Genomic DNA, 23,144 nt, shown 5'->3' on the forward strand with positions numbered 1-23,144 from the left:
GAACGTCGGATAAAACCGTTCCTTGTAGGCACGTTTCGTCATTTTGTATAAATATCAGGTGATGATGAAACCTTCAACCCCGGCACCGCGTTGCGGTGCGCGCTTTTATCACCGCCCGCATTGGGCGATGCTTTACGCGCAGATGGGTAAAAAGGAGGTGCCTCGGCTGGTCGCTAGGACGCTGCCGGGTTAAAATAGGCGGGTTTTTTACGCCATTTTATTGATCCGGACCGCCCTTTACGCGGGCGATTTCCAGGAGAGTTCCATGAGTGATGCACCCACCGCCCAGGCGGCGCCCATCGTGGTTGCCGCGCTGTACCGGTTCGTCAGCCTCGACGACTATCAGGCGCTGCGCGAGCCGCTGCGACAGACCATGCTCGATAACGACGTGAAAGGTACGCTGTTGCTCGCCCGCGAGGGCATCAACGGTACCGTCGCCGGCAGCCGTGCGGGTATTGATGCGCTGCTGGCGTGGCTGACCGCCGACCCCCGCCTTGCCGATATCGACCACAAGGAATCCTGCTGCGAGACGCCGCCGTTTTACCGCACCAAGGTCAAGCTCAAGAACGAGATCGTGACCATGGGGGTGCCCGGTATCGACCCCAACGAGACGGTGGGTACCTATGTGGAGCCCGAGGAGTGGAACGACGTCATCAGCGACCCGGAAGTGCTGGTGATCGACACCCGCAACGATTACGAAGTCGAAATCGGCAGCTTTCAGGGCGCGATTGACCCCAAGACCGCCACCTTCCGCGAGTTTCCCGAGTACGTGCGCGAGCATTACGATCCCGCCCGGCACAAAAAGGTCGCCATGTTCTGCACCGGCGGAATCCGCTGTGAGAAAGCCTCAAGCTTTATGCTCGGGGAAGGCTTTGACGAGGTGTTCCACCTCAAGGGCGGGGTACTTAACTACCTGGAAAAGGTCCCCGAGGAAGACTCGCTCTGGCAAGGCGAATGCTTTGTGTTCGACAACCGCGTCACCGTGCGCCAGGACCTGAGCGAAGGCGAGTTCAAGCAGTGCCACGCCTGCCGCCGGCCGGTGTCCGCCGATGATATGCAGGATCCGGCCTACGAGCCCGGCATCAGCTGCCCGCACTGCATTAACACCCTGCCCGAAACAACCCGCGCCAGTGCCCGGGAGCGTCAGCGCCAGATCGAGTTGGCACGGCAGCGCGGCGAGCCGCACCCTCTGGGGCGTAACCCGCGCCACGCCGGTTAGCCCCGGCCGGCACCGGCGGACTTTTATGGAAATTATTTCCATGGACGCGACAGTGCCGCTCCGAGGCGTTATCCTGAGAGCGTATCGCATCAATTAAATTTCCACGGGCCTATCTGCCATGGGCCCATCTTCCGTCGCAGACGTTCTACAGCCGGTCTTCCACAAAGGCTTGGCCCGGGGGGCTTTGCACCGGGCCTTTGATAAAGGAAAGGAATGCCGCGCTGGACGTTCTGCCACGGAGTGTCTGCAACGCTTCAGGAGACAGTCGGGTGAGTGAGGTAAAACGCCGATCCGCCGGCCGGCCGGCCGGCACTGCCAAAGCCAGCGGTGGTCACAGCCAGTCGCTGGTGCGCGGCCTCAAGCTGCTTGAGCATATTTCCGTCAGCCCCATGGGGCTGTCGCTGTCCGAGCTGGCCGACATGGCCGAGCTGGCCCCGTCGACTACCCACCGGCTGCTGCAGGCGCTGCAGAGCCAGGGGTTTGTGACCCAGGAAAACGAGCAGGGCCTGTGGCGGATTGACGTCAAGACGTTTCGTATCGGCAACAGCTTTCTCGAGGCCCGCGACTTCATCGCCACCAGCCGGCCGTACCTGCGCCGCCTGACCGGCGAGACCGGCGAAACCGCCAACCTTGGCATCCGCGATGGCGCCACGGCGGTGTTCCTCGCCCAGCATGAATCGCCGCAGATGATGCGCATGATTACCCGCCTGGGATCCCGGGCGCCGCTGCACGCCTCGGGCGTAGGCAAGGCGCTGCTGGCCTGGATGCCCGACGATGAGCGTGCCCGCCTGCTTCAGGAGCACGAGCTGACCCGGGTAACCGACAACACGCTGTATGCCCCGGATGCCCTGGAAGAGGAAATGGCGCGTATTCGTGCTCAGGGGTTTGCCTGTGACCGCGAAGAGCACGCGATCGGCCTGCACTGCGTCGCCGCCTGTGTCCACGACGAGCGCGGTACGCCGCTGGCGGCGATTTCGGTGTCCGGCCCCATGGCGCGGATTCCCGAGGCTCGGCTGATCGAGCTGGGTGGCCGGGTGCAGAATACCGCCGCCGAGATTACCGCTCAGCTGGGCGGACGCGTCCCGCGTCAGGACTCGCGCTGAACGACGACACCTTGATTCTCCCGGGCTCAGGCAAGATCATCGTGCTCTGCGCACCCTGCTTTATACGTACGCTTGCTTTTGCGTACCCCATTGGTTTAACGCAGCCGATTTCATCTGACTCAAGGAGACAACGGTGTGACGCCATTACGACTCTTACCCGGGGCGGGTATCCGGCTCGGCCTCTGGCTGCTGGCCATGCTGCTGCTGGCCGTGCCCATGCTGGCTCAGGCGGCGCCCGCCGATACCGGCGCCGACCGCGATCCGGCGACCTATACGACGCTGGCCGACATGCTGGAAGACGATCAGTCGCGTCAGGCGCTGGTTGAGGTATTGCGTGACCAGGCCGGCACGCTGGCCTCCGACGCGCCGCAACAGGCCGCGGAAAAAGCCGCCCAGGGCAGCGACATGGCCCCGGATGACGTCTCCCTGCCACGCCAGGTGGCCGAGATATCCAGTCGCATCGTCAGCGATGTCGGCGGCCACTTCGAGCAGCTGGTCGACCTGGGCCGAGACCTGTTGAGCGGCGAAGGCGCCGGCCATTTTGATACGGCTGCCTTTATCAGCGCTGCGGTCAATCTCGGTCTGGTCATCGCCGCGACGTTTTTGCTGTTCATCGCCTGTCGCCGGCTGGCCAAGCCGCTGTTTACCCGCATCAGCGCCTGGTCGCAGCGGGGCGACTACACGCCGGTGCTGCGGCTGATCTCCTGCGTGGCGATTGCCGCGCTGTTTGACGTCATGATTGTGGCGCTGGCCTACGTCGGTGGCAACTTGATTGCGACGTTTGCCGTGGGCGAATCCGGCGATCTATCGACCCGAGGATCGCTGTTCCTGAACGCCTTTCTGGTCATCGAGCTGATCAAGGCCGGCACGCGTATGCTGTTCTCCTCGCGCTATGAAGGCCTGCGGCTGCTGCCGATTGCGGCCACCGAGGCGTCCTACTGGAACCGCTGGATCGCGCGGCTGGTGGGCATGGTCGGTTACGGGCTGATGGTTGCCGTGCCGCTGGTCAACTATTACCTGGCCGCCTCGCTGGGTGAGGCGCTGGCCACGCTGATTACCGTGGTCGCCTTCCTCTATGCGGTGGTCGTGGTGTTGAAAAACCGGCTGCGCCTGCGCCACAGCATCAACGCCGCGGCGAAGCGCAGCACGCTAACCGCCAGCCGTCTGGCTCTTCAGCTGCTGGCGCGCACCTGGCATCTGCTGGCGCTGGTGTATTTCACCGGCGTGTTTGTCATCACCCTGTTGAGCCCGGCCGAGGCGCTGCCGTTCGTGGTTACGGCCACGCTGCAAACGCTGATAGCCGTGGTCGCGGGAATACTGCTGTCGTCGCTTTTGACCCAGACCATCGGCCGGCGCATCCAGCTGTCGGACGAGCTCAATCGCAAGCTGCCGATGCTGGAAAAACGCCTCAACAGCTATATTCCCAACGCCTTGCGCGTGCTGCGCGGGTTCATCCTGGTGCTGGTGATCATGGTGGTGCTGGACGGCTGGTACCTGTTTGACCTGCCCGCCTGGTACGCCTCCGATGAGGGCACTGCGCTGGTCGGCAAGCTCGTTCACGTTGCCATCATCCTCGCCGTAGCGCTGGGGCTGTGGCTGGGTCTGGCCAGCTTCATCGAGCACAAGCTCAATCCCGATACCGGCAAGGGCGAACCCACCGCTCGGGCCAAAACGCTGCTGAGCCTGTTCCGCAACGCGCTGATCATTACCATGATCACCATGACCGGCATGATCGTGCTGGCCGAAATCGGCATCAACATCGGCCCGCTGATTGCCGGCGCCGGGGTGCTGGGGCTGGCGATCGGCTTCGGCGCGCAGCAGCTGGTGCAGGACGTGATTACCGGCGTGTTCATCCAGATTGAAAACGCCATGAACACCGGCGATGTGGTCTCGGCAGGTGGCGTCACCGGCACGGCCGAGCGTTTCAGCATCCGTTCGGTGGGTATCCGCGATCTCTCGGGCACCTACCACATTGTGCCGTTCTCCAGCGTAGGCACCGTCTCCAACTACATGCGCGACTTCGCCTACCACGTCGAGGAATATCGCATTGCCTACCGTGAAAGCATCGACCACGCGGTCGAGAAGCTGCAGGTCGCCTACAGCGATCTTCAGGGCAGTGATGAGCACGGCCATAAACTGCTGGAAGAGCTCACCGTGGCCGGTGTGACCTCGCTGGACGATAGCTCGGTCAACATCCGCGTGATGATCATGACCACGCCGGGCGACCAGTGGGCCGTGGGCCGTGCCTACAACCGCCTGGTCAAGCTGCGCTTCGAGGAAGCCGGCATCGAGATTCCGCGGCCGCACACCACGTTGTACTTTGGCGAAGGCAAGGACGGCAGCGCGCCGGCCGCCAATATCCGCGTGCTCGAATCCAGCGCCGTGGAGCGCACCGGGCCCCGGCGCCGGGACGATCCGAGCCAGGGCATTCAGTCGGGCAAGGGGGCGGATTACCAGCGTCCTTCCGAGGATGACGTGGAAGAGTAACCGTCTGCTTCCCATTATTTAACGACTGGAAACGCAAAGAGGGCCGCTGAAAAGCGGCCCTCTTTGCGTTTGGGTAGGCGGGGCGCGGCTGTCGGGCGCCCCGTTTGACCCCTTGGCTTAGTCGATAATGCCCTGCTGACGCGCCATGGCGTAGGCCGCTTTCGGACCTTCCCACAGCGTCGGCAACAGGATGAACGACACCGGCACGGCCGCGAGCACGATGAACTGCTGCAGCGCGCCGACCTGGCCGGCGCCCATTTTCAGCAGGATGCCCGCCATCAGCGCCATGGCAATACCCCAGAAGGCGCGCACTTTCGGGCTCGGCTGATCGTGGCCGGCGCCGACAACGGCGATGGAGTAGCTCATGGAGTCGCCGGTGGTGGCGACAAAGATGGTGGTCAGCAGCAGAATCGCCAGCCCCATCCAGGTACCGCCGGGCAACGCCTGGGCCACGGTCAGCGTCGCCACGTCAAACTGGAAGTTGTTGAGCGCTTCGGTCAGGTCGATCACGCCTTCCAGCTGATAGTAGATGCCCGAGCCGCCCAGCAGAGTGAACCAGACAGTAGTAGCGATCGGCGCGATAACCGCGACGGCGATGATCATCTCGCGGATGCTGCGGCCGCGGGAAATCCGTGCGACGAAAATGGCCATCAGCGGCGCATAGCCGATGAACCAGGCAAAGAAGAACACCGTCCACCACTGCATCCACCAGTCCGGAGCGGTATCGGCGGTGGTGGTGGCCATGGCGAAGAAGTTGGTGGCGTAGGAGCCCATGCTCGACAGGTAGGTATTGACGAAATACAGCGTCGGGCCAAAGAGCACAATCACCGCACCGATACCCAGCGCCAGAAAGACGTTGAAACGGCTCAGGATCTGAATGCCGCGGTGGATGCCGGTCATTGCCGAGATCACATAGATGGAACCCAGCGCGACCAGTACCGCGAGCTGGGTACCGAAGGCATTCGGTGCGCCAAACAGCTCGTGCAGACCGAAGCTGACCTGAGTGGACAGGAAACCGATGGGGCCGACGGTGCCCGCGACCATGGAGATCACGCACAGGGCGTCAATCACGCCGCCCAGCGGGCCGCTCAGCAGGCGCTTGCCCAGCACCGGATAAAGCAGCGTACGCGGCTGCAGCGGCTGGCCCTTCACGTAGTGCGAATGCGCCAGCACGATCGCGGCCAGCGTGCCCAGCACCGCCCAGGCGAGAAAGCCCCAGTGCATGAACGACTGGCCCAGTGCGCCGGCGACCGCTTCGGGCGTCGCGGCTTCGGTATCCAGCGCCGGCGGGGTAACCACGAAGTGGTAAATGGGCTCGCCCGCGGCAAAAAACACCCCGCCGCCGGCCAGCAGCGTACACAGGATGATCGACAGCCACTTGAACGTGCTCATCTCGGGCGCGTCGAGGTTGCCGATTTTGGCCTTGGCCGCCGGGGTTGCCGCCAGGCCGATGGCGATGAAAAACGTCGCCAGCAAAAAGAACTGGAAGTAGGAGCCCAGCGTTTTGGCCGTCCAGGCAAAGCCGGCGCTGACGCCGTCGGCGACCATGTTCAGGTCGTAGAACGACAGCAGAATGAAGGCGATGATAAAGCCGATGCTGAGAATCAGCACCACCGGATCGCCTAGCGCACGAAGCCCTTTGGGTGCGTCCGCCGAGTCCCCCGGCGATCGGGGGGTACTATCAGAAGAAGTAGGCATGTGGGTTACACCGTTGAGGTTGAGAAATGATCGAAATCAATCGTTGGCGGGTGGAAAAAGAGGGGCGTATGGGGAATACAGCGAAAAAAAACGCCATTCGTTGAATGGCGATGCACACAAGATGAATCAGGATGAAAGCACACAAGGCGCTATGTTGCCTCCGCCCTCATGAGTCTTCTCATGGTTATCTCGTATGTATAAGAGGGGCGAAGCCTACCATAGGCATAAAAGCGGGTCGAATGGGAATGGAACGATCGTTGGGTCCTGTGGTCGAGGTCGCCGGCTCTCCGTGGTGTAATCGAAGGTATCCCCCGGGTAAAGAATCGAGTAAGGAGTGATGTCGATGAAGGCAGGGCGCTCAAGATATGCGACGATGTGTCGATATACAAAAGTCTATCGTGTATTAAACGGATCATGCCGGGCGCCGTTACCAGAACGCCCGGTCGGGGCGCTCTGAACGGCCGAGCGCGCCGCCAGGAAGCGTTGACAAAAACGTTGCTAACAACCGGAAGGGATGCTCGCTCATGTCGATTCGTCTGAAACTTATACTCGGGGTAGCGATTGCCCTGCTGACCTGCATCGGTGCCATGCTGTGGCTCAACATTGCCCAGATCAAGGGCCTGCTGGACCGCTACCTGCTCGACTCGGCGCTGCCGGCCAACGCCACGTCAATTGCCCGGGAGATTGATACCGAGCTGGCCGAGCCGATAACGGCGACCCGCGCCATGGCCAATAACGCCCTGATGCATGAGTGGGTGAAAAACGGCGAAGACCCGCAGAATACGCCCGTCGTTGCCGAGTTTCTGAGCCGCACCCATAACAGCCTGGATGCCCACGTCGCGGCGATCATTTCCCGCGAAACCGGCCGCTACTACACCGGCGAAGGGCTGTCGCGCACGCTGGCGCCCCGAGGCGAGGCGCAGGATGCCTGGTTTTATGACTTCATCGACAGCAACCGGGAGAAGGAATATTCGCTGGACCGGGACAAGGCCGACAATACCTTTGCGCTGTACATCAATCAGCGTATCCGTTCGGATGGCGAAACGCTGGGTATTGCCAGTGTCGGCATGGGTATGGACACCATGAGCGATCTGATTCGTGATTTCCGCTTTGGCGAAAGCGGCATCGTTTACCTGGTCAATGCCGACGGCAAGGTAGCCATTCATCCCGATGAAGACCACATCGGCCAGTCGCTGGCCAGCCGCACCTCGGGCGAGGTGGCGCAAGACCTGCTGAATGGCGCGGGCAGCAAGGGCCAAAACGGCCAGGACGTCAGCTTTGCCCGCTTCACCCGCGACGGCGATGATCATATTGCGCTGAGTACACCGCTGTCCTTCGGCGGCTGGCGCGTGGTCATGGAAGTTCCCGCCGATCAGGTGTACGGCGCCATGCACCAGGCCACCTGGCGCGCGCTGGCAACCGGGCTGGTCCTCGCGGTGATTTTCCTGGGGCTGGCCTACTGGGGCGCCATTCATCTGACCCGGCCCATCCGCCGCACCGCCGGCGCGATGCACGACATCGCTCAGGGGCGCGGTGACCTGACCCGCCGGCTGACCGTCGAAAGCCGCGATGAAATCGGCAACCTCGCGACCCAGTTCAACGCCTTTGTCCAGCGCATGCAGGAAACCCTGCTCGACGTGCGCAAAAGCAGCGTCAGCGTCCACGATGCCAGCGGGCACATCTCCCACAGCGCCAACGAGCTGGCGACACGCACCGAGGAAGCCGCTGCCAACCTTCAGGAAACCTCCGCTTCGATGGAGGAAATTACCTCCACGGTGAACAACAGCGCCGAAAGCGCCCAGCAGGCCAACCAGTTGGTCATGTCCACCGCCGAAGTCGCCCACCGGGGCGAAGAGGTGATGGGGCAGGTGGAAACCACCATGCAGGACATCAACACCTCGGCCAATCGCATCAGCGAAATCATCACCATGATCGACGGCATTGCGTTTCAGACCAACATTCTCGCGCTCAATGCCTCGGTGGAAGCCGCCCGGGCCGGCGAGCACGGGCGTGGCTTTGCCGTGGTGGCCGAAGAAGTCCGCACCCTGGCCAGCCGCTCCAGCGAAGCCTCTCAGGAAATTCGCGAACTGATCGACACCTCGGTCAAACACTCCCAGTCCGGCGCTGACCAGGTACGCAACGCAGCCGGCACCATGCAGGAAATCGTCTCCAGCGTGGAACGCGTGACCGACGTTATCGGCGAAATTACCGCCGGGGCAAAAGAGCAAAGCGCGGGCATCGGCCAGATCAACACCGCCGTGGCGGAAATGGACACCATGACCCAGCAAAACGCCGGCATGGTGCAGGAATCCACCACCGCCGCCGACGATATGCGCCGTTACGCCGAGCACCTCAGCGAGCTGATCCACACCTTCGTCCTGGGCGACGACGCCTCCGGCTCCGACCTCAAGCGCCCGGCGCTGTCGTCAGCGCCGCAACCCCGGCCAGCGCCGACGTCAGGCCGCTCGGCGCCGGCAGAGTCGCAAAACGCCGACGACGACTGGGAGGAATTCTAGGCCGTTCGCGGCCCCAAAAAAGCGTCATGGTGCCCGCCGGGCGTGTCGTCAAAAGGTTGTATTGGGTAATGCACGTCAAGACATAGCGCCCTGAATATTGCTATAAAGCGGTTGTGACAAGCGTTCTTAATCATCCTTTTGTCAACCGCGAGGCACCATGACGACTCCCCCCGTTTCTTCACGACGCATCTTCGGTCTGCAGGCAAAAATGCTGGGGCTGGCCCTGGTACCGCTGCTGCTGGTGACCATCGCCCTGGTGGTTTACGCCGCCTACAGCCGCGCGCAGGACACCAATAGCTCGTTGGCACATCAGCGCGACCAGCTGATCGAAGAGCGCAAACAAGCGGTGAAGCAAACGGTTAACGCGGCCAAAACCGCGATTGCGCCCATCTACGACAATGACCGCCTCAATACCGGCTACGCCAAGGAGCGCGCGGCCGAAATCCTGCGCTCGATTCGCTTTGATAACGACAACTATATTTTTGCCTATGACTATGATGGCACCAATATCGTTACAGCGCCCATGCCGGAGATAGAAGGCACCGACATGATCGATACCCAGGCGCCGGACGGCACCTATATCCTGCGCGATATCATCGACGTGGCCAAAAGCGGCAGCGGGTTTACCCAATACCCCTGGGAAAATCCGAATACGAATACCACCGAAACCAAATACTCCTACGTGGAAAGCCTGGATAAATGGGACTGGGCGCTGGGCGCGGGCGTTTATGTCACCAGCGTTGACGACACCATGGCCAAACTGGAAGCCGTCGCCGATGCCGACCTGAAGCGCAACATCTGGATATCCGTCGTGATCAGCGCCGGGCTGTTTATCATCGTTGCGCTGGTCGCTTACGGCCTGGTCCAGCGCGTTGTGCGGCCCATCCGCCGCACCGCCGGCGCGATGCACGACATCGCTCAGGGGCGCGGTGATCTGACCCGCCGGCTGACCGTCGAAAGCCGCGATGAAATCGGCAACCTCGCCACCCAGTTCAACGCCTTTGTCCAGCGCATGCAGGAAACCCTGCTCGACGTGCGCAAAAGCAGCGTCAGCGTTCACGATGCCAGCGGTCACATATCCCACAGCTCCAGCGAGCTGGCCACCCGCACCGAACAGGCCGCCGCCAATCTGCAACAAACCTCCGCTTCAATGGAGGAAATTACCTCCACGGTGAACAACAGCGCCGAAAGCGCCCAGCAGGCCAACCAGCTGGTCATGTCCACCGCCGAAGTCGCCCACCGGGGCGAAGAGGTGATGGGGCAGGTGGAAACCACCATGCAGGACATCAACACCTCGGCCAATCGCATCAGCGAAATCATCACCATGATCGACGGGATCGCCTTCCAGACCAACATTCTCGCGCTCAACGCCTCGGTGGAAGCCGCCCGAGCCGGCGAACACGGGCGCGGTTTTGCCGTGGTGGCCGAAGAAGTCCGCACCCTGGCCAGCCGTTCCGGTGAAGCCTCGCGGGAGATTCGTGAGTTGATCGATACCTCGGTCAAACATACTCAGTCCGGCGCCGAGCAGGTACGCAACGCCGGCGGCACCATGCAGGAAATCGTCTCCAGCGTGGAACGCGTGACCGACGTTATCGGCGAGATCACCGCCGGGGCCAAGGAACAGAGTGCCGGTATCGGCCAGATCAACACCGCCGTGGCGGAAATGGACACCATGACCCAGCAAAACGCCAGCATGGTGCAGGAATCCACCACCGCCGCGGCCGATATGCGCCGTTACGCCGAACACCTGACCGAGCTGATCCACACCTTCGTCCTGGGCGACGACGCCTCCGGCTCCGACCTCAAGCGCCCGGCGCTATCGTCATCGCCGCAACCCCGGCCAGCACCGGCGCCAGGCCGTCAGCCTCAGGCGTCGGCATCGTCGTCCCAAAGCGATGACGACTGGGAAGAGTTCTAACCCGGCCTTCCAACCCGCTAAAAACACGGCGCCGGCGACCACGGCTGGACATGCGTCGCCGGCGCCGTTACCATACGCCACCATCAAGCGCCTATAGCTCAGCTGGATAGAGTATCGGCCTCCGAAGCCGAGGGTCGCAGGTTCGAATCCTGCTGGGCGCACCATATTTTTCAGGGACTTACGTTAACGCGTAGGTCCTTTTTTTATGCGTGTGACCAAAATGTGACCAGAATGTGGCCACTCTGCCGCCTCATCCTGTTTTGGCTTGGTGCAAGCTGATGACCTTTGGCTTTCATGAGCCACAGGTGTGGTCACAAAAAGTTCCAGCGATAGCGAGTCAGGAAGCAGGCATTCACGCCGCAGTTTTCGATACACCAGCGGTTGTTTTATCAGTCAGCTAAACTCCTTCGACTTCAATACCATGCCGGGCGAGCCAGTTTTTACGTTGTTCGTAATCCGGCATGGCACGCTCCAAACGACGCCAGAAAGCGGGCGTGTGGTGGGGTTCGTGTAGGTGAACCAGCTCGTGAACGACGACGTACTCGGCAATATGGCGGGGCAGCAAAATGGTCTTCCAATGGAAATAGACTCGGTTGCCCTTGCCGCAGGAGCCCCAGCGGTAGCCAAGATCCTGCACTGCCACGCCGGTGGGCGCGGCGTTCATCCGCTGAGCGTGCTGCTTGACCCTGGCGCCAAGCCAGTCTCGGGCGCGTGTGCTGTACCAGTGGATGAAATGTTCGCGGGCATTGATTAGGCAGTCCTCGCGCAGATGGAAGCGCCCAGCGACCAGCTTAAGTGGGGCATCTTGTGAATCGTTGGACACTCGCTTGAGCCGATAGCTGCGCCCCAGGTAGAGAAACCCCTCACCGTTGACGTACTCCTTGCGGGGCAGCTGGCGACGGCGTTCGGCCTTTTGCGCCAGCTTTTGGTAGATCCATAGCCGTTTTTCGAGCACGAAATCGCGCAGGTGCTGCGTGTCGGTGCCGGTGGGCGCGGCAATTATCAGTTCGCCGTCGCGGTCCACGGTAATTTCCAGCGTTTTTCGGCGAGTGCTCTCGCGCACGTCCAAGGTCAAGTCGTCCACGACCAGCTGCGTCATGCGTTCACCAGCCTGTTGTGGTTGCTGCGGGCCAAGTCAAAAAGCCGTTCGGCGGTGGCTTCGGCCTGATCCATGGGCACCAGACTGCCCATCATTAGCTGGCTGAAAAGCTCCTGTTTGAGGCGTTCCTGATCCGGAATGTGAGATGGCTTCCAGAAATCTGGGATGGCGATCTCCTGCTGGATCGTGGCCACCATTTCCTCAGTAGTATTGAGCAACTTTTGTGCCGTGGCAGCTTCTATCGTCTTCACATCCAGACTGGCGCTGGCCAACAGCTCGCGCCAGAAGGGCTCCGCGTGAGCGGGCATTTCGGGGATTGTCTCGCCATCTACCGTGGCACCATCCCGTAATTGATCAGTCAGTGCCTTGAGTGCCGCCACCTGTTCGTCCCACTGGCCATCGAGCTCATCCAGCAGCTGCTCCAGGCGCTCGCTCAGCTGGCCATACTTCACCGGGTCCTCATCCAGGTGCTTGCGTACGTGGGAGCGCACGGCGTGCTCCATCTCCGAGGCCTTGGCGCGGTCGCCCACCTGGCGGCCGATATGCTCGTCGAACTCGGCGTCAGTGAGCTGCACCGGCGGGATACGTGGGTTGGTGCCGAGTGAGATAACGTAATCGTCGATCAGCTTGCGTACCTTGTTGCCGATGTCGCGACCGAGCTCCTGAGTGTCCTTGTAACGGTTGCGCGCCAGCGCGTGGATATAGGCGAGTTGCTTGGCGTCATTGACGAACTCCAGCCCCTCGGGGCGCGGCAGCACATCATCCAGGCTGCGGTTGAACTCCTTGAGCTTGACCAGGAATTCGGCCCGCAGCCGTTCGTCGGCGAGCACCTGTACCGCCTCCTCGGCGTCATCCAGGCTGTCCACGCCCTGGGCGCGCAATACATCGACCACCCGCAGGTGACGGTCACGCAGTAACGGAATCTCGTCCTTGAGGCTCTGCAGGGCGCCCTCGATGTCCTCCTCGCTGTAAGCGGCCAGCGCCTCCTTGAGGTGGTTTGCCACACCGAAGTAGTCCACCACTATGCCGTGGGTCTTGCCATGGCCGGTGCGGTTGACCCGAGCAATGGCCTGCAACAGCTCCGCCTCGCGCAGTGATCGGTCCAGGTACATCACCCCCTCGATAGGCGCGTCGAAGCCGGTGAGCAGCATACTCTTGACGATCAGGAAAGCCAGCGGGTCGTGCTTGGGGGGATCCTTCGGGGACGTGCCATCCAACGGCGGCAGCGGCTTTTTGAAGCGCTTGACGTGGTTCTCGACGGCGGCGCGGTCGCTCCACTTTGCCCAGCTGGGATCGTCGTTGTTGCCGCCGCTGAATACCACCGCAAACTCAAGCTCGCCCAGCACCTGACGATAGCGCCAGGCCTGGATTGCTGCCTTGACCCGCAGGGGCCGGTTCAAAAGCTGCGTATCGTCCAGCGCCTTGTCTTCAGGAGAAAGTGCCAGCGCCTCCTCCAGCAGCTCGGCCTTGGCCTGCTCGAGAGCTTCGAAGAAGCGCAGCGCCGCACGGCGGCTGTAGGCTACCAGCTGAGCCTTGTAGCCGTTGGGGAGGATGTGGGTAACGTAGTGACGCAGAATATCATGGGCTTTTTCCTGGATTAGCTGCGGCGCCTCGAAGATCTGCCCCTTGGTGGCGTACTTCTTCTTGATCGCTTCCAGCTCCTCCTTGCTGTGATCACGGAACAGGTCTTCGAACAGGCCGTCGAGGCTGGCGCCGTCCTTGATCGCCCCCTTGGCAGTGCGCCCCTCATAGAGGATCGGCACCGTGGCACCGTCCTGCTCGGACTCCTTGATGGTATAGCGGTCGATGTACTCGCCGAAGATGTCGTGGGTGCGCTTCTTGTCACCCATGATGATGGGCGTACCGGTGAAGCCGATGCGCGCAGCGTTGGGCATGGCGCGCATCATATTGGCGTGTAGATCGCCGGCCTGGGTACGGTGGGCCTCGTCCACCAGGATCAGGATGTCCTCGCTGGTATTGAGCACCTCGAAGGGCTCGCTGAGGGTCGGTTTCCTGGTGGGTTCGGCGGCATCACGGCGGCCGCTGTCCAGCCCACCAGCGGGTACGTCATTGCCCGCCTCAGCTTCCGCTTCGCTTTCGGTATCAGAGTCGTGGTATTGCTGGTCTCTGTATTTCTGCACCGTACCGAACACCAGACCGGGACCATCGCGGCTCAGCAACTTCTTGAGTTGGGTGGTATTGCCCGCTTTCTCGACGCTCTCGCCGGTGAGTGCGGCGGTGGCGGAGAGCTGGGCCTGCAGGTCCTTGCGGTCGGTGATGACCACTACCTTGAAACGGCGCAGCGCAGCGTCGGTCCGCAGCTTACGCACCAGAAACACCATGGAGAGGCTCTTGCCACTGCCCTGAGTGTGCCAGACGATGCCGCCACGGCGATCGCTCTCACCATCCTCGCGGCGGGTCTTGCCGCTTTTCAGGCGCTCTACGGCTCGGGTGACGCCACGGAACTGCTGATAGCGGCACACCAGCTTGATCTCCTGGCCGCCAATGTTCATGAATAGCGTGTAGTGGCGCACGATATCGAGCAGGCTGATGCGGGTGAGCATGCCGGCGATCAAGCGCTGCTGGGCGGAGAGTTCCGGCACATCCAGATCGATGGCAACCTCCGCTTCTCGCATCGGGGCTACCGTCTTCCAGCTCAGGTAGTGAGCGAAGCGAGCCCCAACGGTGCCAACGCGGGCCTCATCGAAGTTGCTGGCCACCAGCAACTGGCAGGTCGCGAACAGCGCCGGAGCACCTTCGTGCTCCCCGACCTCGTTCTCCAGAAAGCGCTGGTCGTGGTAGCGACGTAGTTGGTCCGCCGCCTCACTAAGCCCCTCCGGTACGGTGCGGCTTTTGCACTCCACCACCACCAGCGGGATGCCGTTCACGAACAGCACCAGATCCGGGATCACGTGGCCCTTGGCGGAGTCGTGGCCGGGTGGGCACTTCACCTTGAACTGGTTGACCACGGTAAAGACGTTATTGTCCGGCTCGTCCCAGTCGATGTAGCGCAGTATCTGCCCGCGGCCGCCGTCCCAGCCTTCCATGCCGTCTACCGGCAAGCCGTTGTGCAACAGTTCGGTGGCCTGCTTATTAGCCTCCATCACCTTGCTGGCCGGCAGCCGGGTAATGGCCGCCACAGCCTGATCCAGGCGCGCTTCATCGAGCCAGGGCTGGCCATCGCGCAGGTTGATCGCCCGCAGCCGCTCGCGCAGCAGCGGCTCCATCACCACCTGGGCGAAGCTCTCGCGGTGCGTCAGGGCGGGATCGTCCACCGAACCGGCCAGATACTCCCAGCCCAAACCGACCAGCTGGTCGATAAAAGGCTTTTCGACATCCGTGTATTCAGGGCTAGCCACACCGAGACTCCTTTATCGTGTTATCGCAACATGCGCATGGGTTCGTCCGCAGCAAAAGGCGCGCTGGTTAGCCGCTCCAGCGCCAGCGCAATCAGCTGATCCGAGAAGAGTCGCAGCTTGCGTTGGCCGGCAAGATCATCGGGCCAGTGCCGCAACCCTGCCTTGATGGCCTCAACAGTTGGCTCGATATCCATCTGGCTGATAAGCCAGTCCAGCGTCGTCAGCGCTTCCATCCCCAGCGGTGATTGAAAGCCATCGATCAAATCATCAACCTCTTCAAGCACCTCGGCATAGGGGCTTGCTTCGGCGCTGCGCAGATACGCATGGAGGTGCTCGCGCCGTGTTTCATCGAACCACACGATCTCCTCGGGCGCGGCATCGTTGATGCGCTTTTGGCTATGCAAATAGCTACCGTCCAGGCCATTGAGCAGATGTCGCAGTCGGTCGGAATAGGGGCCGTAGCGCCGAGGTTGGAACCTCAGATCAAGCGGATTTTTCAAACCATGGTTGAGGATGCGCTGCTCCATCAGCCAGGCCAGCTTCTGGACTTCCAGCAGCGAGCATTCGATGCCCAGCACCCAGTAGCGGCGCACCAGCTCAGCGATCAGCGCGCGTGCTGGTGTCAGCTTCTCTACGCCTGAACGCTTGGCGACATTCTGATATTCGGTGGTGGGCTCAAAAACCAGCACTTGGACGCTTTCCAACTCACCCAGCGCGGCATCGATACGCGGACGCACTTTACTCCAATCGAGCCCCCCGTTACCGCAGCCCAGTGGGGGCAGGGCGATGGAACGAATACCCTGCTCGCGGATAACCCGCTTGAGATCCTCCAGCCCGGACTCGATCCATTCCATACGTGTTCTGGCACGCCAGTGCTGCTTGGTAGGGAAGTTGATGATCCAGCGCGGCCCCAGCAGGGCATCCTGGTCGGTAACGAACATACGCCCTGTGGTGACTTCCTGCTTATTGCAAGCGGCCGCGTAGGTCGTAAAGTTCTCGGGGAAGGCTTCCTTGAACATCAGGGCAATGCCCTTGCCCATCACACCGACCGTATTGACGGTGTTGACCACTGCCTCGACGTCAGCTTCGAGGAGGTTGCCACGCCTGTATTCAATCATGGGAAAAACCAGTTGGGCCGTGTGACCACCTTCAGGTGGAGACCGTGAGCCGCGACCTGTGCCGTGACCGCAGCGTTTATGTCATCAGTATACGTGCCAATGCCCAGCAGTGCCGAGGCCGGCAGATAGTGGTGCACCAGCGCCTCGGCCTGATAGCGCTCGGCCTTCTCCGGATCTTCGGGGTCTCGGCTGAAGTCCTGCGCCTGTAGCAGCGACCAGGGTATAAACGCCGGAAGATCCTCCAGTTGATTGCTGAAGCGCGCCAGCGGCAGGTAGGCGTGACGGTCCGTGAAGACAAAGGCCACCCCCATGTCCTGCAAGCGTGGCAGCGAGCAGACCAGCACCAGGATATCTTCCTTGTGCTGGATGGGCACGCCGCGGCCGGTGACGATATTGAGCAGCATGGGCGAGGCGGGCGTGAAGTAGAAAGGCGCGTAGTCGCTGAGTGTGCCGCCCGGAGGCGTTGGGACTTCCCGTGTCGCCCTGCGCCCTATCAAATCGCGATTTCCGATAGTGACAAAGCCGGGATCCTGTTCGACAGCCGAACGGCAGTGAAGGCCATTCGCCAGTAGCCACGGAAGGTTATCGCGATGCGTGATGCGGAAAATCAGTGCCTTCCGAGGATTCAGGCTGCGGGACAGGTTTGTAGCTGCCATTCAGCTTATCTCCGTCTCATCAGCTCCCGCCAGCGGTGCCTTGCCCATCGCCTTCTCGATGATCTCGAGCAGCCGATTTTTGCGCTGTTGGTAGAAGGCGTCGAAGTCGTCAGCACGCAGGGCGTCGGTAGGAATGCGGTGCCCTTCGAGGATGACGTTCATCGCTGCGTCATCGAGCTGGACCTGCTTGTGGTCCTGCAGGCGGGCCAGGTACTGCGACGGCGCATCACCGCCGATCATGCGGTTGGTTCGGGCAGAGATCGGCGTCTTGTTGATGATGGCGTCGTAGGTGCGATACGAAAGGCCCTGAGCCTCGCACCAGGCCCGCGGGAAGATGTGGTGAATATCCAGGGCTACGTCCTGTTTATCCAGCTCCTGAATACCGCCCTTCCAGAAGAAATCCTTGGCCCCTTCGCGCAGGATCAGCACGTTGATGCCCTTGTAGGCGGCGCTGTTTCGGCTGCGCAGGGTCTCGAGGCGTGAGGGATCGAAGGAGGCATCGATCACGGTGCGCGGCAGCTCGTTGTCGTTATTGAACCATTGCATCAGCTCCTCCAGGTCCAGGGCGATGCGGGTCTCCACGGCGCCGCCGTAGAGCTCGCCCAGCACGCCGCTCCAGAACCAGCGCGAGAGCTTGGCGTGGATGCGCGGCTCGCGCCAGCGATCGCCTAGGAGTGTCATCACAGCGGCCAGCGGCACCAGCTGGGTGGCGTAGGGCAGCTCGCGGCGGCTGTAAAAACACTCACCCTTGAGGAAATAGGCCGTCTCGACGAAGCCCCTCTCCACAGCGTCGGCCCAGCGCTTGTAGGCCTCCAGGGGCAGGTCCAGCACCGAGGCACGCTTGGCGCTGACCGGCCGGACCTGCTTGCCCGTCTTGCCGGCGGCCAGATCGTCCTGCTTGCGTTCACGGGTATACAGCAGGGTGATGGCCTGCAGCAGATCGGTACTTTCAACATCTTTCAGCAGCTCATGTTCTGCGAAACGGGCCTTGCGCGCGGGCACGTTACGAAGTTCTGAGCCGTACCAGTCATCGCGCAGATTGTAGCCGTCTGCGGCATAGCTGGCGGTGATCAGCTCGAACACCGAGAGCTGCACGCCGCCGGTATTGACCTTCTCGAACACCAGGCAGACGGCTTCCTTGGTGGTCTCCTTTTTCAGCTCGATTACCGGCAGCTGATAGGCGGAGAAGGCGCCGAGAATCTTCTTCTGGAACTCCAGGAACTCCCCCATGGCGTCCTGGTTGTAGCGGAACAGATCCTGCAGCCAATCCGACGGGTCGAGAATCTTGTCGCAGGGGAAAAGCAGTTGCTCGCACTCCAACTGTCGGGTGGAGAGGTCGAGATCCACTTCACGGCCGAAGTTCTTGTGGGTCTGACGGTTCTCGTCCACCGCGATTACCGCCTCCTCCAGACGATCCTCCCCCTCCAGGGCGGTGCGAATGTCGAAGTAGTAGTGACGGCGGATCTTCTTGCCCTTGGCGGTACGGGTATCCACCGGGGCATCCAGGCCCACCGCCTGGGTGAGGCTGGTGAGGCGCTGCTGACCGTCGAGAATTAGGTGGTCCGGATCCTTGGTCACGGTATTCGGGTCGATGCCTTCCACCGGGCGCGTTTGAAAGCGCACCTCGCCGCCGGTCTCCATCAGCATTACCGCCCCCACCGGGAAGGAGCGGGCGATGCTGACCAGCAGGCTCTTCACGTGGTCGTCGTCCCACACCCAGCCGCGCTGGAAGTCGGGTAGCTGGATCTTGCCGGTGGTGATGTCCTTTAGAAGCTCGGGTAGCGAGCGCTTGGTGCTATCGAAGGTGGTCATGGCGGTTCCCTGTGCGATGTGATCCTGGTGTTGTGATGTTGTTATGAGAGCCCCGCTCTATGCCGGGGTGGTGCCCTGGGCCTGTTCAAGCAGCGAGGTGACGCGGACGCGGCCGGTAAGGAGATCGTCCATGAGCGCTATCTTCTCGGATTTTAACTTTGTCATTTGCTGCCGCTCCGCTAGCAATCGGCCCATAAAGGCCTCATAGCTTTCAGCTATTCGATTTTGCTCACGCTGGCTGGGAAAAGGTATAAGAAGAGGCCTCAAATCCTGAAGGTTGATATTCTTCTGTGCACTTTGTGGAGCTCTTGCGTCCAGTGATCGCTTTTCCCTTCTGATGCAGAGCTCTATGTATCTGACGTTGGCGCTGTCATTAACGACCGCACCAACAACGCTGTCCGGGAAATACATAGGCCTTCCTAAAATTGCTGTATCCGCAATATTTGCTGCGATTGTTATGGCTATTGTTTGCGCTGGGAACAGGGTGCTAGCAGTAGTGCCTAACCTGCTTAATGTTTGGGAAAAGTAGCTCACCCCCCCCCCTTTGGCTGCAGCGACATCACCGGTTTGGATAAAAGGATATTCTCCACCATAGAAGGCGGGATCATTTCGTGGTCGATGCGTAAATCGACCACGCTGAACATCCGCAGCTTCGGTTAGTGCATGGCAGGACCACTCCCTCGGAATCAACCCCAGCGGCGACTCCTTATAGAGCTCCGGCGCCTGCTCGGGGCTGGGACGCAGCCGGCCGTTTTCGTCGATGCCGCGGGTCAGCAGGTCGTGGAGCAGGCCTTCTTTGACCTTTTCCAGCTTGGTGATCAGCGCCTCGGTCTTATGGATCTGGGTGTCGAGGGTGTCGAGGACCCTGCCAATCTTCTCCTGCTCCTTCCTGCAGTCTGGAAACAAAATCTGGTAACGCTTTAGCTCACCTCTTTTGATGTGCTTCATGGTGCTGCCATGAGCACTCTTGTCCATTTCCGCAACGGCATGAAAGAGCACATGGTAGAGAAGGCGATGGCTTACGCCTTCTGCTGGTCTAACCTTGAAAAGGTGCTGGTTAAGCCAAGCTGGGCCTCCATTCCACCGAACAACACAGAGAGTACCGCTCCACGAAAAAATGATGTCGCCGCTATCGATTTTGACATCTTCACTCAGGCGACCTTGGTAATAGTCACAGTCGGCACTGGAGCCGGTGATCTGTGCAATCCGAACGATAGGGAGCCCGTGCTCAGACCAGTCTTCTGGCTTGAAGGCGTAGCCGTTGATGTAGGCGCCCAAGTCGGTAAGGTTGACACGGCTCCAGCCAGGCAAGGCGTGTTCAAACATACCCCAGCCCCTCCAGGTATTGCTGCAGTTCCTTGGCAGCGGCATCCCGCTCGACCTCGATGTCGGCTAGGGTGACGCGATATTTATCCCACCAGGTCTCGAAAGCGGCGATCACCTGCTGGCGCTGCTGGCGGATATAGCGCTCGAGGATGCCCTTGAGGTCGTTGTGCAGAATGGTATTCACCAGTTCGGCGGCGGCGGTTTCGTCCAGGGCGTCCACGGCGGCGCTGAGGTGGGTCTCGAAACTGGCGACCTTGGCCTTGTGGGCCTTGCGCACCTGAGTGCGCTCCATCTTCCAGGTCTTGATCTCCTCTTCGGTGGGCGCGTCGTCATCCTCGCCGTCATCGGATTCGGCCTCGTTGTCGCCATCGCTCTCGGGCTTGGCCTCGGCGGCCTTGATCCGGACATCCAGCTCGGCCTTGCGGGCGGCCAGTTCCTCCAGCTCGGCCACGTAGTCGGCCAGCAGGAAGTGTACCAGGCGATGATCCAGGGGATTGGCCTTACTCTGGTCGTCCTCCAGCAGGCTATTGATACTGGTGCGCCAGGCGTCCACCACGCCCAGGCAGCCGCGTGCCTGCAGGGTGCGGAACTCATTCTTGTTGTCGAACCAGAAGCCGGCGATGATCCCGCGCACCGCGAAGCGGTCGAGCATGGCGGTGGGTTCCAGCGCCTCCGAGAAGCTGCTGAGCAGCTCGTCACGCAGCTGGGTGAGGCGGCCTCCGTTGCCGGAGAGCCCGGTAATGCTCGCCCCGTGCTGCGCCCACCAGGTCTCGAAGGCGGCCATCACGCGGGCCTCCTTGGCGGTCAGGCCGGCATCCTTCTCGATAGCGGGCTTGAGGTCGCGCTTTTCGCTTAGCCGCTCGGCGAAGTCCGCGTAGTCTGGATCGCTCGCCCTGGGTGTGAACAGCCCCATGGGATCGAGGCCCTGGGCATCAAACAGCGGGCGCCTGGCCTCGATCTCGGCCACCGGCACGCCACCCTTGAGGTGGGCCCGCACATCCTGGGGCTCCGGCAGCGGGGTGTTATCGGCGTAGCGGCGGATATTGAGGTTGTAGTCGTTGTCGCGCAGCTCCTCGATGGGCACCACCCGGGCGAAGCCAGGCACCTCCTCGAAGGCCTCATAGGTGCTGGCGATCTTCTCGATATGCTCCGGCAACAGATGGTTCTGAGCGCGGCCCTCGCAGTATTCGCGGTCGGCATTGATAAAAAGCACCTTGCCCTGACGCGCCTCGGGCTTGGCACCCTTGGCACGCAGAATCAGGATGCTGGCCGGGATGCCGGTGCCGTAGAAAAGATTGGGGGCCAGGCCGATCACTGCCTCCACCAGGTCGTCCTCGAGCATACCGGCGCGGATGTGCCTCTCGTCGCCGCCGCGGAACAGCACGCCGTGGGGCATGACGGTGGCCAGGCGGCCATCGGCCTTGAGGCAGGCGACCATATGCTGCAGGAACATCAGGTCGGCCTTCTTGGCGCCCTCGGGCACGCTGCCGTAGTGGAAACGCTCGGGAAAGTGCTGGCTCGGCGTATAGCCGATGGAAAACGGCGGATTGGTGAGTATGCGGTCGAAGCGCACCAGTTCGCCGCCCTCGATATGCTGCGGGTCGGTCAGGGTATCGTCGTTGCGCAGGTCGGCGCTACTTATCCCGTGCAGCATCATGTTCATCTTGGCGATGGCCCATACCGAGCCCGACGCCTCCTGGCCGAAGAGGTTGAGACGTCGCGGGTCGGCGCCCTGCTCCTCCAGGTATTCCTTGGCGTGAATCAGCATCCCGCCCGACCCCATGCAAGGGTCGTATACGCTGTGGCCTTCATTGGGTGCCATCAGCCGCACCATCATACGAACCACCGGGCGCGGGGTGTAGAACTCGCCGCCTTTTTTGCCAGCAGAGTCAGCGAAATCGCGGATCAGGTACTCGTAGGCGGCACCCAGCAGGTCGGGGAATTCGAAGTCTTCGTTGCGAAGCCGGTACTCACTGAAGTGAGTAATCAGGTCGCGCAGCTTCTTGTCCGGCAGAGTAGTGGAACCCACCTTGCGGGTGAAATCGATGTGCTCCAGCACCCCGGCAAGGCTGGGATTGTGCTCTTCCAGACCGGCCAGCGCCTTATTCAGCGCATTGCCAACACCCTGATGGGCTTCCTTGAGCAGATACGGCCAGCGCGCCTGCTCGGGTACGTAGAAAGTAGCCTTGTACCAGCTTGGCATTTCAATGACGTGAGCGATGTCGATCTCGCTTTTGCCAGCCTGTGTGAGCTGCGCGCGCACTTCCTCCTGGCGCTGCTCGAAGACGTCCGAGCAGCGTTTCAGGAAGAGCATCCCGAAGATGTATTCCTTGAATTCCGAGGCGTCCATACGCCCGCGCAGGATATCAGCGGCCTTGAGCAGGTGCCGTTCGAGTTGGTGAAGGGTGAGAATCATGGAGGTCCTTGGGGGATATGTCTGGGGGAATGCCTGGCGCGCTACTCGGGCTGCTCGCTCATCGGAACGTACTCGATAATCTCTTCAACGCGGCAGCCGAAATAGGCGCATAGACGGTCTACCTGCTCCGTACCTGTGTTGTATCCACGCTGGTTGGCGATTTTGGAAAGCGTCGTGCGGTGTATACCGGTAGCTTTGGATACTTCATCCAGTGTTACCCGGCGGTTTTCCTGAAATCCCTTCTCGGCCAGCATCTCTTTTAAGCGGAATCTAATCATAAACTCGACTCTGGTTGACTGGGTATAGCCTACCAAACTCATGGCACTACCGCATCTTATGTAGCACAAAGGCATCAAAAGATGCTTGACACCTTCTTTTCGGCGTCTATTATGTAGCGTGTAAACTACGAAAGGCCAC

At 61.3% G+C, this 23,144-nt stretch carries 14 protein-coding genes and 1 tRNA gene; 6 read left to right on the top strand and 9 right to left on the bottom strand.

Annotation, left to right across the window (positions count from 1 at the left end; genetic code table 11):
* Positions 1-265: 265 nt before the first annotated feature.
* The 3 genes from trhO to C793_RS0102115 all read left to right on the top strand — a co-directional run bounded on the left by trhO (position 266) and on the right by C793_RS0102115 (position 4,809).
* On the top strand, positions 266-1,219 hold the full coding sequence (gene trhO, locus C793_RS0102105) for an oxygen-dependent tRNA uridine(34) hydroxylase TrhO (protein WP_017429297.1): 954 nt from the start codon (positions 266-268) through the stop codon (positions 1,217-1,219).
* Between the two features lie 269 nt (positions 1,220-1,488).
* Positions 1,489-2,322, top strand: coding sequence for an IclR family transcriptional regulator (locus C793_RS0102110; RefSeq protein WP_017429298.1), 834 nt, complete (start codon positions 1,489-1,491; stop codon positions 2,320-2,322).
* Positions 2,323-2,457: 135 nt separating this feature from the next.
* On the top strand, positions 2,458-4,809 hold the full coding sequence (locus C793_RS0102115; RefSeq protein WP_017429299.1) for a mechanosensitive ion channel domain-containing protein: 2,352 nt from the start codon (positions 2,458-2,460) through the stop codon (positions 4,807-4,809).
* A 117-nt stretch (positions 4,810-4,926) separates the two neighbouring features.
* On the opposite strand, the gene C793_RS0102120 is transcribed toward C793_RS0102115, so the two are convergent.
* Positions 4,927-6,507, bottom strand: coding sequence for a BCCT family transporter (locus C793_RS0102120; RefSeq protein ID WP_083871880.1), 1,581 nt, complete (start codon positions 6,505-6,507; stop codon positions 4,927-4,929).
* Between the two features lie 524 nt (positions 6,508-7,031).
* Between C793_RS0102120 and C793_RS14235 the strand changes: the two genes are divergently transcribed.
* From C793_RS14235 to C793_RS0102135, 3 genes are all read left to right on the top strand, one after another.
* The gene (locus C793_RS14235; protein WP_017429301.1) at positions 7,032-9,023 is read left to right on the top strand and encodes a methyl-accepting chemotaxis protein; all 1,992 of its coding nucleotides are present in this window, start codon (positions 7,032-7,034) and stop codon (positions 9,021-9,023) included.
* Positions 9,024-9,180: 157 nt separating this feature from the next.
* A complete protein-coding gene (locus C793_RS13380; protein ID WP_156804856.1) occupies positions 9,181-10,941 on the top strand; it encodes a methyl-accepting chemotaxis protein in 1,761 nt (586 codons plus the stop codon).
* An 87-nt stretch (positions 10,942-11,028) separates the two neighbouring features.
* Positions 11,029-11,105, top strand: a tRNA-Arg gene (locus C793_RS0102135).
* A gap of 233 nt (positions 11,106-11,338) precedes the next feature.
* Here the strand turns inward: C793_RS0102135 and C793_RS0102140 are convergent.
* The 8 genes from C793_RS0102140 to C793_RS0102175 are packed head-to-tail and all read right to left on the bottom strand — an operon-like array spanning position 11,339 to position 23,047.
* On the bottom strand, positions 11,339-12,040 hold the full coding sequence (locus tag C793_RS0102140) for a M48 family metallopeptidase (RefSeq protein ID WP_017429303.1): 702 nt from the start codon (positions 12,038-12,040) through the stop codon (positions 11,339-11,341).
* Positions 12,037-15,399 carry a type I restriction endonuclease subunit R gene (locus C793_RS0102145; protein ID WP_017429304.1) on the bottom strand — a complete coding sequence of 1,121 codons (3,363 nt, stop codon included), beginning with the start codon at positions 15,397-15,399 and terminating at the stop codon, positions 12,037-12,039. Before C793_RS0102145 ends, C793_RS0102140 begins: the two co-directional genes overlap by 4 nt.
* A gap of 20 nt (positions 15,400-15,419) precedes the next feature.
* On the bottom strand, positions 15,420-16,517 hold the full coding sequence (gene darG, locus C793_RS0102150; protein ID WP_017429305.1) for a type II toxin-antitoxin system antitoxin DNA ADP-ribosyl glycohydrolase DarG: 1,098 nt from the start codon (positions 16,515-16,517) through the stop codon (positions 15,420-15,422).
* Positions 16,514-17,173: a type II toxin-antitoxin system toxin DNA ADP-ribosyl transferase DarT gene (gene darT / locus C793_RS0102155; protein ID WP_040475260.1), complete on the bottom strand. Its 660-nt coding sequence runs from the start codon at positions 17,171-17,173 to the stop codon at positions 16,514-16,516. Before darT ends, darG begins: the two co-directional genes overlap by 4 nt.
* On the bottom strand, positions 17,174-18,985 hold the full coding sequence (locus tag C793_RS0102160; protein WP_017429307.1) for a GmrSD restriction endonuclease domain-containing protein: 1,812 nt from the start codon (positions 18,983-18,985) through the stop codon (positions 17,174-17,176).
* Between the two features lie 57 nt (positions 18,986-19,042).
* Positions 19,043-20,311 (bottom strand): restriction endonuclease subunit S, encoded by a 1,269-nt coding sequence (locus tag C793_RS0102165; protein WP_017429308.1) that lies wholly within the window; start codon positions 20,309-20,311, stop codon positions 19,043-19,045.
* Complete coding sequence (locus tag C793_RS0102170) at positions 20,304-22,727, bottom strand: type I restriction-modification system subunit M (RefSeq protein WP_017429309.1); 2,424 nt, start codon at positions 22,725-22,727, stop codon at positions 20,304-20,306. Before C793_RS0102170 ends, C793_RS0102165 begins: the two co-directional genes overlap by 8 nt.
* A gap of 41 nt (positions 22,728-22,768) precedes the next feature.
* A complete protein-coding gene (locus tag C793_RS0102175; RefSeq protein ID WP_217994449.1) occupies positions 22,769-23,047 on the bottom strand; it encodes a helix-turn-helix domain-containing protein in 279 nt (92 codons plus the stop codon).
* Between the last annotated feature and the right edge of the window lie 97 nt (positions 23,048-23,144).

This window comes from Vreelandella jeotgali Hwa, from assembly GCF_000334215.1.
Classification (GTDB): domain Bacteria; phylum Pseudomonadota; class Gammaproteobacteria; order Pseudomonadales; family Halomonadaceae; genus Vreelandella; species Vreelandella jeotgali.